The sequence below is a fragment of the Segatella hominis genome (assembly GCF_019249725.2).
Classification (GTDB): Bacteria; Bacteroidota; Bacteroidia; order Bacteroidales; family Bacteroidaceae; genus Prevotella.
This window is the reverse complement of record NZ_CP137559.1, coordinates 1,352,823-1,365,333: the sequence shown is the minus strand read 5'-3', so window position 1 is coordinate 1,365,333 and position 12,511 is coordinate 1,352,823. Positions and strand designations below refer to the sequence as shown.

At 41.3% G+C, this 12,511-nt stretch carries 13 protein-coding genes and 3 tRNA genes; 13 read left to right on the top strand and 3 right to left on the bottom strand.

The annotated features are described in order from the left end of the window. Positions 1 to 67 precede the first annotated feature (67 nt). The 10 genes from KUA50_RS05560 to KUA50_RS05515 all read left to right on the top strand — a co-directional run bounded on the left by KUA50_RS05560 (position 68) and on the right by KUA50_RS05515 (position 7,001). Positions 68 to 502 (top strand): hypothetical protein, encoded by a 435-nt coding sequence (locus KUA50_RS05560; protein ID WP_218457191.1) that lies wholly within the window; start codon positions 68 to 70, stop codon positions 500 to 502. 57 nt (positions 503 to 559) lie between these two features. Then, positions 560 to 1,747: a glycosyltransferase family 2 protein gene (locus KUA50_RS05555; RefSeq protein WP_218457192.1), complete on the top strand. Its 1,188-nt coding sequence runs from the start codon at positions 560 to 562 to the stop codon at positions 1,745 to 1,747. A 21-nt stretch (positions 1,748 to 1,768) separates the two neighbouring features. Continuing rightward, positions 1,769 to 2,287, top strand: a complete 519-nt coding sequence (locus tag KUA50_RS05550) for a GNAT family N-acetyltransferase (protein ID WP_218457193.1) — start codon at positions 1,769 to 1,771, stop codon at positions 2,285 to 2,287. 98 nt (positions 2,288 to 2,385) lie between these two features. Next, positions 2,386 to 2,459 (top strand) — tRNA-Asp (locus KUA50_RS05545). A gap of 30 nt (positions 2,460 to 2,489) precedes the next feature. Continuing rightward, positions 2,490 to 2,563: transfer RNA gene (locus tag KUA50_RS05540), tRNA-Asp, on the top strand. A 30-nt stretch (positions 2,564 to 2,593) separates the two neighbouring features. Beyond that, positions 2,594 to 2,667: transfer RNA gene (locus KUA50_RS05535), tRNA-Asp, on the top strand. Positions 2,668 to 3,130: 463 nt separating this feature from the next. Further along, positions 3,131 to 4,576, top strand: coding sequence for a group II intron reverse transcriptase/maturase (gene ltrA / locus KUA50_RS05530; RefSeq protein ID WP_218458242.1), 1,446 nt, complete (start codon positions 3,131 to 3,133; stop codon positions 4,574 to 4,576). A gap of 231 nt (positions 4,577 to 4,807) precedes the next feature. Further along, positions 4,808 to 5,497: a hypothetical protein gene (locus tag KUA50_RS05525; RefSeq protein ID WP_218458246.1), complete on the top strand. Its 690-nt coding sequence runs from the start codon at positions 4,808 to 4,810 to the stop codon at positions 5,495 to 5,497. Positions 5,498 to 5,712: 215 nt separating this feature from the next. After that, entirely contained in the window at positions 5,713 to 6,060 is a 348-nt protein-coding gene (locus KUA50_RS05520) for a hypothetical protein (protein ID WP_218458243.1), read from the top strand. Further along, positions 6,042 to 7,001 (top strand): IS3 family transposase, encoded by a 960-nt coding sequence (locus tag KUA50_RS05515; RefSeq protein ID WP_218458244.1) that lies wholly within the window; start codon positions 6,042 to 6,044, stop codon positions 6,999 to 7,001. Before KUA50_RS05520 ends, KUA50_RS05515 begins: the two co-directional genes overlap by 19 nt. A gap of 586 nt (positions 7,002 to 7,587) precedes the next feature. On the opposite strand, the gene KUA50_RS05510 is transcribed toward KUA50_RS05515, so the two are convergent. Together KUA50_RS05510 and KUA50_RS05505 are read right to left on the bottom strand one after the other, a co-directional pair. Then, on the bottom strand, positions 7,588 to 8,478 hold the full coding sequence (locus KUA50_RS05510; protein WP_233524585.1) for an IS3 family transposase: 891 nt from the start codon (positions 8,476 to 8,478) through the stop codon (positions 7,588 to 7,590). Between the two features lie 50 nt (positions 8,479 to 8,528). Then, positions 8,529 to 8,876: a hypothetical protein gene (locus KUA50_RS05505; protein ID WP_218458243.1), complete on the bottom strand. Its 348-nt coding sequence runs from the start codon at positions 8,874 to 8,876 to the stop codon at positions 8,529 to 8,531. A 193-nt stretch (positions 8,877 to 9,069) separates the two neighbouring features. On the opposite strand from KUA50_RS05505, the gene KUA50_RS05500 reads away from it, so the two are divergent. Then, the gene (locus KUA50_RS05500) at positions 9,070 to 9,882 is read left to right on the top strand and encodes a metallophosphoesterase family protein (protein ID WP_218457579.1); all 813 of its coding nucleotides are present in this window, start codon (positions 9,070 to 9,072) and stop codon (positions 9,880 to 9,882) included. Next, positions 9,863 to 10,519, top strand: a complete 657-nt coding sequence (locus KUA50_RS05495) for a hypothetical protein (RefSeq protein WP_218457578.1) — start codon at positions 9,863 to 9,865, stop codon at positions 10,517 to 10,519. The genes KUA50_RS05500 and KUA50_RS05495 overlap by 20 nt, the downstream gene beginning before the upstream one ends. A 36-nt stretch (positions 10,520 to 10,555) precedes the next feature. Here KUA50_RS05495 and KUA50_RS05490 read toward each other — a convergent pair whose 3' ends face one another. Further along, positions 10,556 to 10,897, bottom strand: a complete 342-nt coding sequence (locus KUA50_RS05490) for a sugar 3,4-ketoisomerase (RefSeq protein WP_218457577.1) — start codon at positions 10,895 to 10,897, stop codon at positions 10,556 to 10,558. 378 nt (positions 10,898 to 11,275) lie between these two features. Between KUA50_RS05490 and KUA50_RS05485 the strand changes: the two genes are divergently transcribed. After that, positions 11,276 to 12,244, top strand: a complete 969-nt coding sequence (locus KUA50_RS05485; RefSeq protein ID WP_218457576.1) for a hypothetical protein — start codon at positions 11,276 to 11,278, stop codon at positions 12,242 to 12,244. Positions 12,245 to 12,511: the final 267 nt, after the last annotated feature.

Below are 12,511 nucleotides of genomic sequence, written 5' to 3'. Positions count from 1 at the left end.
ATTTTTAATACAGAAAATAGACCTCTAAATTAGAAAAATAGAGTTTCTATAACAAAGAAGAAATAAAATGAACTTGAAATTTTCCCAGCGAATATTGCTTATCAACTTTTGGGTATTATTATTGGCAGCCATTCTCATGGTTTTGCTCTACGAAACAGAAATGTTAGCGCCAGGCACATTGCTTTTCGGTGCAGAGTTTGTCTTCTTGATGCAGGTCATCATGGAGTTTCTTACCATTGCGGTCATCCCTTTGGCTCTGAAGTTGTTTGCTTTCAAGGCTGTCAAGCGCAAGTTGGTGAATGGTAAAGGATCGGCTCTTTTGCCTTGGGGCACAGCTCGCATCAACATGCTGTGCTTGCCGATGCTGGTCAATACCTTCATGTATTACCAGACGATGTCGCCTGCTTTCGGCTATATGGCAATCATCCTTTTCCTGTGTGTCTTTTTCGTATATCCATCCATGGCGAGATGTGTGTCTGAAACAGAAGATATTCCAGCATAACATTTACTTTTCAGGCATCATGTTAATCATATTTATTCTTCCTATATATATAATAAGGTGAAAATTACAGTTGTAATCGTTAGCTATAACGTGAAATTCTATCTCCAACAGTGTCTTGAATCTCTCCAGAGAGCGCTTCAGGGCATAGAGTCGGAGGTGTTTGTCGTCGATAATCATTCCAAGGACGGGTCGGTGGATTATCTTTCGAAGCGTTTTACGCAGGTGAACCTGATAGACAGTCCTCATAATTTGGGTTTTGCGAGAGCCAACAATCTGGCGATTCGCAAGAGTCATGCAGAGTATGTACTGCTTCTCAATCCTGATACGGTGGTAGGAGAATCTACGATTCGTGAGGCTATCGACTTCATGGATGCTCACGAAGATGCCGGTTCTTTAGGTGTTCGCATGTTGGATGCTTCAGGTAAGTCGGCACTGGAAAGTAGGAGAGGGTTGCCTTCTCCGATGGTGGCTTTCTACAAGATGGTAGGTCTGTGTGCCCGTTTTCCGAAAAGTCACCGTTTCGGTCATTATTATATGAGTGCTCTTCCATGGGATGAACCAGGAAGGATAGAGGTGGTGAGTGGAGCCTTCTGTCTGTTGCGAAAGAAAACCATCGATGAGGTGGGTTATCTGGACGAGGACTTCTTCATGTATGGCGAGGATATCGATCTTTCTTATCGTATTCTGAAGGGAGGTTATCACAATTATTATCTTCCTTCTACCATCTTGCATTATAAGGGTGAGAGTACCCAGAAGTCGAGCTTCCGCTATGTGCATGTGTTCTATGAGGCGATGCTTATCTTCTTCAGAAAGCATTATTCCGGTATGTCGTGGCTCATCAGTTTGCCTATCAAGGCAGCCATTTATGCCAAGGCTACTCTTGCCCTTTTCCAGATGCAGATCGACAGGGCCCGTAAGAGCTTAGGATTTATCACCTATGAGTGGCAGACTCCGAACTATGTGTTTGTAGGAAGTAAGGAGATGCAAGAGAAATGTGGAGACTTGGTGCGCCGGAAAGGTTTGCTGGCAGAATTTGTAGCTTGCGGCAAGAATGAACTGACAGCGACTTTCTTGGAGAAGATTACTGATTCTAAGAAACTGCAGATTGTAGTCTTCGATGTTTCGGAATTTGATTACGAACAAATCCTCGAAGTTTTTGCAGTCGCTCCTTCTCCTTTAAGGAAGATGGGATTCTATCATCAGGATTCAGGCATGCTGATTACAGATGCAGAAGTAATAAAATAAGGTGTACAAGTGTAGAAAGTCATGGAAAATAGTAAAAAACCTCAGATAAAGCTTCGGGCGATGGAGCCGGAAGACTTGGATTTCTTGTATGGAGTTGAGAATGATGACAGGTTGTGGAATGTAGGTGTTACCAATGTTCCTTATTCCAGAAGTATGCTTCTGGACTATATTACATCAGCAACTGGCGACATTTTTGCTGACAAGCAGGTGCGGTTGATGATAGATAATGAAGTCGGAGAGACGATAGGTATGGTTGATTTGATGGATTTTTCTCCTATTCACCGCCGTGCAGAGTTGGGTTTGGTCATCCGGAAGGAGTATCGCGGACGAGGTTATGCTTCTGCTGTTTTGGATAAAATAGTGGATTATGGAAGAAAAGTGATACATTTGCATCAAATTTATGCGATTGTGCCAGAACATAATGAAAAATGTATAAAAGTGCTCGAACTATCTGATTTTCAGAAAACTACGAGGTTGAATGCATGGCTTTTTGATGGCAAGAAGTATAGTGATGCGATTTTTTTTCAAAAATTCTTGTAAAAAAGTTGCCGAAAAAATTGGTGGAATCAAAAAAATGTAGTACCTTTGCACTCGCAAATGAGAAATGAGCTTCAAGCTAATGAGATTTGTTACTTGAAGGTGCGTTAGTTCAGTTGGTTAGAATGCCTGCCTGTCACGCAGGAGGTCACGAGTTCGAGTCTCGTACGCACCGCAATGTACATTTCGAATTTAGCATCTTGAAGGTGCGTTAGTTCAGTTGGTTAGAATGCCTGCCTGTCACGCAGGAGGTCACGAGTTCGAGTCTCGTACGCACCGCAAAGTACATTTCAAATTTAGCATCTTAATGGTGCGTTAGTTCAGTTGGTTAGAATGCCTGCCTGTCACGCAGGAGGTCACGAGTTCGAGTCTCGTACGCACCGCAGAAAGCAATCTCAATTTGAGGTTGCTTTTTTTGTTTTGGTATGCTCGGCATGAGCTTATTCTAATGGGTGCAAGTCCCTAACGAGCCCCAATAGCGGGAATCGTATAGCCAATAGCAAGGGTGTCCATTGCGAGGTGGAATCTGAAAGAAGCTTGCGGCAAACATCTGACCTAACGCACAGAAACTTCATACAAGGCATTTGACCATGGATGAGATTGCCAAACAAATCAAAGTCCTATAGCTATTCGGAATGGTTGGTGTAAATGAAGTGGGTATAAGATGGAAAGAATAAGCCCTTATCCGAGGAGGTCTCACGGACATGGCGATTAGTTGCTTTTACGAAAGTCATGGAGTAAAGCTTGCCGTGAGAAGTCAGCAGATGCCATAGTAGTGGAGTTCTCGATAACACTCCATGAAGGGCAGAACCTATAAATTAAACGATAGTAATTGAAACGTACCTTATGAAGGAAAGAATGCAGAAAACATTGGCAGAAGTCAAGGGCTGCCCACAGAAAGATAGGACGGAATCCGAAGGATATGTGGGAGCGCAGACCTTCATGTGGATATGTGAAGACAACATCGTGGAAGTACCATTCGATAAGGAACACCTATTGGAGCGCATCATCAGTCCCGATAACTTGCTCAAAGCCTACAAGGCAGTGCAGCGTAACAAGGGCTGTAGCGGTATCGACAAGATGTCATGTGAGCAAATGCTCCCTTGGCTCTTGGCTAATAAGGATGTCCTAATCCGTTCCTTGCTTGACGGTTCATACCGTCCGAACCCAGTTAAAAGGGTAGAGATACCCAAAGACAATGGCAAGATGCGCCTGTTGGGCATCCCCACGGTCATAGACCGTCTGGTTCAACAAGCCATCAATCAGACCCTAACCCCCATCTATGAGCGCCAATTCTCTCCAAGAAGCTACGGCTTTCGTCCGAGAAGAGGTTGCCATGATGCCCTGAGAAGTGCGCAGAAAATGGTCGATGAAGGCTACATCTATGTGGTTGACCTCGACTTGGAGCGTTTCTTCGACACGGTGAGCCACAGCAAACTCATAGAAATCCTCAGCCGCACGATAAAGGATGGCAGGGTAATAAGCCTTATCCACAAATATCTCCGCAGTGGTGTGATGAACAAAGGAATGTTCGAGACAAGTGAGGAAGGCACTCCACAAGGAGGACCGTTAAGTCCGCTTTTGAGTAATATCATGCTCAACGAGTTGGACAAGGAACTCACACGTCGAGGTCTCCCTTTTGTTCGCTACGCCGATGACTCGATGATATTTTGTAAGTCCAAGCGTGCAGCCAAGCGCGTGAAGGAATCCATAACCCGATTCATCGAAGGAAAACTTCATCTAAAGGTGAACAGGGATAAGACATTTGTGTCCTATGTGCAAGGTGTGAAATACCTTGGCTACTCCTTTTATGTAATGAAAGGCAAATGCCAACTCACTGTGCATCCAAAAGCCAAAGCCAAGATGAAAGCCAAACTCAAGGAGTTGACTTCCCGAAGCAATGGTTGGGGATATGCCAAGAGGAAGCAAAAACTTGAAGAGTACATAAAGGGTTGGGTAGGTTACTATCACCTTGCCAACATGAAACGTTTTCTCATAGACATGGATGAGTGGCTAAGGCGACGGCTACGTATGTGTATATGGAAGTCGTGGAAGAGGGTGAAAACGAGAGTTGCCAACTTGGTAAAGTGCGGTATAGACAAATACCAAGCTTACATGTGGGGCAATAGTCGTTTGGGTTATTGGCGCATAGCTGGCAGTTATATACTATGTCATGCGATAACCAACGAAAAGTTGAGCATGGCAGGCTATGCTACACTGATGGGTTCATACATCGAATGGCACCCAAAAATAGGAACCGCCGTATGCGGAACCGCACGTACGGTGGTGTGAGAGGTCGGAAAACGAAAAGTAGGAGAAAAACTACTTCGTTTTCCTCCTACTCGATTCTTTTTTTCTTCTCTTTCAATCTTCTCTTTTCTTTTTCCCTTCCTTTCTCCTCCTTCTCCTTTCTCTCTTCTTTTTCTTTTGTCAAGGATGTATTCTTTTCTATAAAATATGTTGTGGCATTTGCCCATTTCTGAGAAATGTTGTATTTTTGCAGGAAAAGAGATTATAATAACGATGAAGAAACTTTCAGTAATCATATATTTGGCAATGGGTGCATGTGCCTTGCCGGTGTTGGCGCAAAGCAATCAGGCTTTGCGAGATTCTTTGGCTCATGCCACGGATATTCTTGCTTACCATCCCGATAGTATCGATCTTCGATTGAAGAAAGCGGCATGGAATATCCAGTTGGAACAATGGAATTATGCGAAGGATGATCTGGATAAGGTTTTGTATTTAAACTCTACCAATATTGCTGGGTTGTTTTACCGTGCCTTTGTCAATGAAAAATTGAATAGATACAATTTTGCCCGACTTGACTACCAAAATCTTCTGGTTCTTGTGCCTGGCAATTTTCAAGCGCAGTTGGGTTTGGCTCTGCTCAATCAGAAAGACCTGCATTTTACGGAAGCTTATGATGGCATCAATAATCTAATCGAACAGTATCCGGATAGTGCCATCGCTTATGCTGCACGTGGTGGTATGGAAAAGGAAAAGGGACAGTTGGAGTTGGCGGAGTATGATTATGCGCAGGCCGTCGCTCGGGATAGCGCCAATCAGGATTATCTCGTCAATCATGTTGACCTGCTCGTTAAGTTGGGGAGAAAACAGGAAGCGTATGCTGATTTGGAACGACTTTTAAAGTTGGGTGTGGCGCCAGGGCAGTTGCGCGATTTCTATATTCGTTTGAGAACCAAGAAGAAATAGTTGTCTTGGTTCTCCTTTTTCGTTGTTTTTTTGTTTTCATTTCTACAAATATAGTACGATTCTTTTTATTGTGTCTATAAAATTAGGAACAAAAAATAAAGAGTGTCTACTATTTCAGTTTTATGAAATTGATAGTGTCTACCTTTTTAGTTTATAAAGTATGTCTTGTCCTAGAAAAAGTTGACACAGTATAAATCAACTTAAAAATAACAAATATGGACAAAGACAAAATGGATTTAGCGTTGAGCATAGCTCGCAGTTATTATCAGTATCATGTACCAGTTAGAGAAATTATGGCAAAAATGTCAATTAGCAGTACTTCAGTTTACAGAATTCTTGGTAACTTTGCAACCAATAATCCACAAATCGTAGAAGAAATGAAGCAAAATGCAACACCAGAAAATCTCTCGCAGGAGAACATTGAATTGAAGAAACGCTTGGCAGCTATGGAGCAAGAACTCCATGAGGCAAAGATGGCAGCTGCCGCCTATAACAAGATGATTGATATTGCAGAGCGTCTTTATAAGATTCCTGTGCGAAAAAAATCTGGACCCAAACAGTAAAGGAACTTCGTGCAGAGGACAAAAACTATAGTGTTTCTGGCCTCTGTAAACTGTTTGGGTTTACTCGTCAAGCGTATTATCAGCACGAAGACAATATGCTTGCAGCCTTGGCAGAGGAATCGTTTGTAATAGAGTATGTTAAGTCTATTAGAAAGCAAGATCCAGGTATCGGCGGTCGTAAACTCTGGCTGATGTATTGCAAGGAGTTTGGAGAAGAGAACGCCATGGGACATTGCCGTTTCGAGGATATAATATCAAGGTACAAGTTGGGAGTGCGTTCTTCCAACCGAAAACCTCGTACAACGGACTCTCGTCATGGGTTACCCACATACCCCAACAAGATAAAAGAACTGATACCATCATCACCCAATGAAGTTTGGGTGAGCGACATTACATATCAGAAGATTTGGGATGATGCCGAACAAGGCACTTATCATTTCTGCTACATTTCTTTGATTACGGATTATTACACAAAAGAAATCATTGGCTATTCTGTCGGTGAGTCACTCTCCACCAGGTTCCCTTTGAAAGCCCTAAACATGGCCTTAATGCGCATGGAAAGTTATAAGGATATTATTACACCAATCCATCATTCCGATAGAGGTGTACAATATGCTAGTAACGAATACATCAAATTACTAAGGGAATACGGTATCATACCTAGCATGACAGAATGTGGCAATCCGAAGGATAATGCTGTAGCAGAGCGTGTCAATAACACGTTGAAGAACGAGTTATTCATGGGGCTTTCTTTTACTTCTTTACAGGAAGTAGAAGAGGCTTTAGAAAGGGCAGTACACTTTTACAATGAGTTACGCCCTCATGGAAGTATCGGGATGCTAACACCAAAGGAAGCTGCGAAACAAAAGGGAAGTTTAAAGAAAAATTGGACAAGTTATAGGGAAAAGTACATAAAATCCTTGTCAGTTCAGGAAAAATGATTAATTTTGCAGCAAAATTGTAAAAACCGCGATCCACCCCTAGGGGTGGGTCCTTTGTCTACTTCTATTAGGAACTAGAATGAAGTATGTAAATACTAACTAGGAATAAGATAGAAGATTGACAAGTAGAATTAGGAATAGAGAAAATAATTGTCAACTTACAATAGGAATAAGGAACTATGTAGTCAACTAAATATAGGAAACTACACAGGAAAAGTCAATAAGCGCTTTATCAGGATGTGCCCAAGGCTTGGGGAGGCGATGCCCAAGGCTTGGGGAGACGATGCCCAAAGGGTGGGGAGACAATGCCCAAAGGGTGGGGAGACAATGCCCAAGCCGTGGGGAACACTTCCTTATGTGGTTTAATGACTTTTCCTGTGTAGTTTCCTATATTTAGTTGACTACATAGTTCCTTATTCCTATTGTAAGTTGACAATTATTTTCTCTATTCCTAATTCTACTTGTCAATCTTCTATCTTATTCCTAGTTAGTATTTACATACTTCATTCTAGTTCCTAATAGAAGTAGACAAAGGACCCACCCCTAGGGGTGGATCGCGGTTTTTACAATTTTGCTGCAAAATTAATCATTTTTCCTGAACTGACAAGGATTTTATGTACTTTTCCCTATAACTTGTCCAATTTTTCTTTAAACTTCCCTTTTGTTTCGCAGCTTCCTTTGGTGTTAGCATCCCGATACTTCCATGAGGGCGTAACTCATTGTAAAAGTGTACTGCCCTTTCTAAAGCCTCTTCTACTTCCTGTAAAGAAGTAAAAGAAAGCCCCATGAATAACTCGTTCTTCAACGTGTTATTGACACGCTCTGCTACAGCATTATCCTTCGGATTGCCACATTCTGTCATGCTAGGTATGATACCGTATTCCCTTAGTAATTTGATGTATTCGTTACTAGCATATTGTACACCTCTATCGGAATGATGGATTGGTGTAATAATATCCTTATAACTTTCCATGCGCATTAAGGCCATGTTTAGGGCTTTCAAAGGGAACCTGGTGGAGAGTGACTCACCGACAGAATAGCCAATGATTTCTTTTGTGTAATAATCCGTAATCAAAGAAATGTAGCAGAAATGATAAGTGCCTTGTTCGGCATCATCCCAAATCTTCTGATATGTAATGTCGCTCACCCAAACTTCATTGGGTGATGATGGTATCAGTTCTTTTATCTTGTTGGGGTATGTGGGTAACCCATGACGAGAGTCCGTTGTACGAGGTTTTCGGTTGGAAGAACGCACTCCCAACTTGTACCTTGATATTATATCCTCGAAACGGCAATGTCCCATGGCGTTCTCTTCTCCAAACTCCTTGCAATACATCAGCCAGAGTTTACGACCGCCGATACCTGGATCTTGCTTTCTAATAGACTTAACATACTCTATTACAAACGATTCCTCTGCCAAGGCTGCAAGCATATTGTCTTCGTGCTGATAATACGCTTGACGAGTAAACCCAAACAGTTTACAGAGGCCAGAAACACTATAGTTTTTGTCCTCTGCACGAAGTTCCTTTACTGTTTGGGTCCAGATTTTTTTCGCACAGGAATCTTATAAAGACGCTCTGCAATATCAATCATCTTGTTATAGGCGGCAGCTGCCATCTTTGCCTCATGGAGTTCTTGCTCCATAGCTGCCAAGCGTTTCTTCAATTCAATGTTCTCCTGCGAGAGATTTTCTGGTGTTGCATTTTGCTTCATTTCTTCTACGATTTGTGGATTATTGGTTGCAAAGTTACCAAGAATTCTGTAAACTGAAGTACTGCTAATTGACATTTTTGCCATAATTTCTCTAACTGGTACATGATACTGATAATAACTGCGAGCTATGCTCAACGCTAAATCCATTTTGTCTTTGTCCATATTTGTTATTTTTAAGTTGATTTATACTGTGTCAACTTTTTCTAGGACAAGACACTGAAAAGATTCATTTGTCTATAATTCAGTTCTTTTTGACCTAATTTATTAAAAACTTTTTTGTAAAGTCAAGTTTTATTTGTATCTTTGCATCGTTTTAGTTGATAAAATAATAAAGTAAGAAATTAAATAGATAAGAATGAAAAGAAGGAATCTTCTATCAGCAGCATTACTTTCTTTAGTACTTTTTTCGGGTTGCGATTCGGTGTTTGATATCCATCCTTATGATGTGAGAGTAAAAGGGCAGACCCAGATAAATTCGACAATGATCACGAAGATAGAAAATGCCGTTAAGTCACAAGATACCATCCGTTTTGCTTTTATCAGCGACTCGCATCAGTGGTTGAACGACTTGTCTGATTTGGTGGGTGATATCAACAAGCGTGACAGTATCGATTTTGTAATTCATGGGGGTGACATTACAGACTTCGGTTCTACGCGAGAGTTTGAATGGACTCGTGATAAATTATTCAAACTCAATAAGCCTTTTGTCGTACTATTGGGTAATCACGACTGCTTAGGTACGGGCAATCAGGCCTATGAGAAGATGTTTGGAAATCCAGATTTCAGTTTCATCGCCGGACGTGTCAAGTTTGTCTGTCTCAATACCAATGCCATCGAATATGATTATTCAATGGCAGTTCCTAATTTTGATTATATGGAGGAAGAAGTGACCAGTCGGGCTGATGAGTTTGACCGGACGGTTGTGTGCATGCACGCCGCTCCTTATACAGAGCAGTTTAATAATAATGTGGCAAAGGTATTCAATTATTATACCCTTAACTTTCCGAAACTGATGTTCTGCCTGTATGGTCATGGGCATCACACAGAACAGACGGATATCTACAAGAATGGCATCATGTATTATCAGGTAGGCAACACGCCGAAGAGAGAGTATTATATATTTAAGATAACCCCAAAAGACTACAGTTATGAGATTATTAAATTCTAAACGGATCATGTTGATGGTTGTGGCGTTGTGCGTGATCAATACGGGCTTGTTTGCTGAAAGTCCTGATACCACCCGTTATGACAAGCGTATTCATCATTATCGCCAGAATTGGGAATCACTGATACCTACCCAGTTGATATTACAGACTTGTGGCAATATGGGGCTTTTCTCCGTTGGAGTAGGATGGGATTATGGCAAGCGTGGACAATGGGAGACTCAGTTGCTGTTTGGCTATATTCCCAAGTACAGTTCCCATTCCGCAAAAATGACAATCACGCTCAAGGAGAATTATATCCCTTGGTCTATCAATCTCAAGAAAGGCTGGTCCTTTGAACCATTGGAGTGTGGATTGTATTTCAATACAGTCATCGGACAGGATTTCTGGACGAAGCAGCCAACAAAGTATCAGAGTGGCTATTATCCTTTTTCCACCCGTATTCGCCCGAACATATTTATCGGAGAGCGTTTTTCCAAGGAAATTCCTAAGAATAAGCGTAAGTTCATCAAAAGTTTTTCGTTTTTCTATGAATTGGGCACCAATGACATTTACTTCATGCGCTTATATCGCAATGGAGGAAAGGCGGAATTCTGGGATGTCTTCGGATTGTCGCTGGGTCTCAAAGCCCAGTTGTTCTGATAATTCTATTTTTATCGGATGACACGGAATTTATTTTTATTCTATTTCCAGACAGACCACTCCGTTGGAGAAATCGTAAATAGAGTAGTGGGTGTCACCCTGGATGAGCAGTCCCTGATAAGGGCGATTAAGCATATAATCTCTTTTCGTATCATCATCTTCGTGGATGGTGATACGAAAGGAGCCGCTGAGGGCTACGTAGAATTTATAGCCTTCTTTCTCTGTGTATTTTTCTAATACTTTACCCTGACTGATGCCATATAGATATTCCACGCGATGGATGTGGAAAGGGATGTTTTTCATCTCTTCCGTCACAGTCAAGCTACCCCTTGGGTCGAATATTTTGGGCAACAGTATGATTTCTTCTTTCTTTTCCATTGTCTTTTTCTTTATTAATAATAACGGCTAATTTCCTGATTTATTATATGAAAGAATACATGTATTAAATGAAGGAATACATGCTATCATAAAACTAAAGATCGGCTACCTTCACAGGCAGCCGATCTACATTCAATAGGTATTAGTTTTCTTTAAGGTAAAAAGATTGTATTCAGGATAACGTTTGCAAAGATAATAAATTAAATTGAAAACCCCAAGGCTTTACTTGTTTTTTTTAATAAAAATATTTTTTTTCTAAAAATAGTTTGGTTGATTCGATGTATTTCTTTATATTTGCAGTCGATATGGCGAAAACTACGTTAGGATTTTTCCTCTGTAGTTAACTAACGGACTTTTATTTTTTTAAATCTTATAATTATGAACAAATTGATGAAATGGCTTTTTGTAGCCGTTGCGTTTACAGGTATGTGCGCATGTTCAGGTGAGGATGCCTTGCAGCAGTCTTCACAGGTTGAAACCTCCAGTGTTAGTTTCAGTTTCTTTGATTCAACCGTAGAGAAATTTGGAGAGGCAAATCTTTCGAGTGGTGCGATGGAAGCAAATGGGGAATCTATTACCCGAGCTGATGATAACACGGCTACTACATGGAAAAAGAGATTTACCCGTCTCGACATTGCCATTATTCCAGCCAATTCCAGTCAGAATATTCAGTATGTCCATCAGTCTGATGCCACTCAGAGTGATTTCGGTTCTGCTACTTTGCGTTTGCCTATTGGCAAGTACAAGATGGTGGCTATTGCCAGTGCGATGAAGGGAGAGGTGAATATTGTGTCTGCAGAGAAAGTTACTTTCCCGGAAAATGAGGTCCTGGACGATATGGCTTATGTCTGCAAGGATATTGAGGTAAAGAGTGGAAGCAACATTTTTAATTGCCAGTTGGAAAGAGCCATCTCCCTTCTGAAATTCCATTCATCCGATGAACTTCCTTCTGGTATATCCAAGATTGAAGCTTCTTTGGCGGGAAATATCAGCAGGGTATTCAATCCAACTACTGGATATGGTGTCAAAGGTGCTGGTGACAATACGCAAAATAGGAGTTGGAGCCTTGCAAATTTGAAACCAGGAAAGGCGATGACAATTTCTATGTACGTATTTCTCTCATCTGAGAAGGAAACCATTCAGGCTGATTTGAATATATATAATACTGATAATGAGGTTATTAAGGCGCTTCATTTTGATCAGGTGACACTCCAGCAGAATCACGTTACCACTTATACCGGTCCTCTGTTTACTTCTGGTAGTGCCTTCGAATTTACCTTCGAAAATACCGACCTCTTGAAGTCTGATTATGACCAGACATTTGATGATGCCGGTCAGACGAAATAGGAAGATTGTGGTTCCGTTATATTGTTTCTTGTCCCACAGATTTCGCAGATGACGCAGATTTCTTTTCATCGGATGACACGGAATTTATTCGGAGGTTTCCTGCAGAGACGATTACTCACAGATTTTCGCCGATGCGACCTGTTCGGTCGTTGCAGATATCCCCTGAGATTAGACAAAGCGATTCGCCTGAGATTCCATGAAGAAAAATCTGCGTAAATCTGTGAAATCTGTGGGACAAAATTTTCATCAGATTTCACAGATATACAC

What these genes read in the sequence shown, in the direction of transcription:
- KUA50_RS05560 (WP_218457191.1), top strand. Translation starts at nt 68, where the DNA reads ATGAACTTGAAATTTTCCCAGCGAATATTGCTTATCAACTTTTGGGTA.
- KUA50_RS05550 (WP_218457193.1), top strand. Translation starts at nt 1,769, where the DNA reads ATGGAAAATAGTAAAAAACCTCAGATAAAGCTTCGGGCGATGGAGCCG.
- ltrA (WP_218458242.1), top strand. Translation starts at nt 3,131, where the DNA reads ATGAAGGAAAGAATGCAGAAAACATTGGCAGAAGTCAAGGGCTGCCCA.
- KUA50_RS05525 (WP_218458246.1), top strand. Translation starts at nt 4,808, where the DNA reads ATGAAGAAACTTTCAGTAATCATATATTTGGCAATGGGTGCATGTGCC.
- KUA50_RS05520 (WP_218458243.1), top strand. Translation starts at nt 5,713, where the DNA reads ATGGACAAAGACAAAATGGATTTAGCGTTGAGCATAGCTCGCAGTTAT.
- KUA50_RS05505 (WP_218458243.1), bottom strand. Translation starts at nt 8,876, where the DNA reads ATGGACAAAGACAAAATGGATTTAGCGTTGAGCATAGCTCGCAGTTAT.
- KUA50_RS05500 (WP_218457579.1), top strand. Translation starts at nt 9,070, where the DNA reads ATGAAAAGAAGGAATCTTCTATCAGCAGCATTACTTTCTTTAGTACTT.
- KUA50_RS05495 (WP_218457578.1), top strand. Translation starts at nt 9,863, where the DNA reads ATGAGATTATTAAATTCTAAACGGATCATGTTGATGGTTGTGGCGTTG.
- KUA50_RS05490 (WP_218457577.1), bottom strand. Translation starts at nt 10,897, where the DNA reads ATGGAAAAGAAAGAAGAAATCATACTGTTGCCCAAAATATTCGACCCA.
- KUA50_RS05485 (WP_218457576.1), top strand. Translation starts at nt 11,276, where the DNA reads ATGAACAAATTGATGAAATGGCTTTTTGTAGCCGTTGCGTTTACAGGT.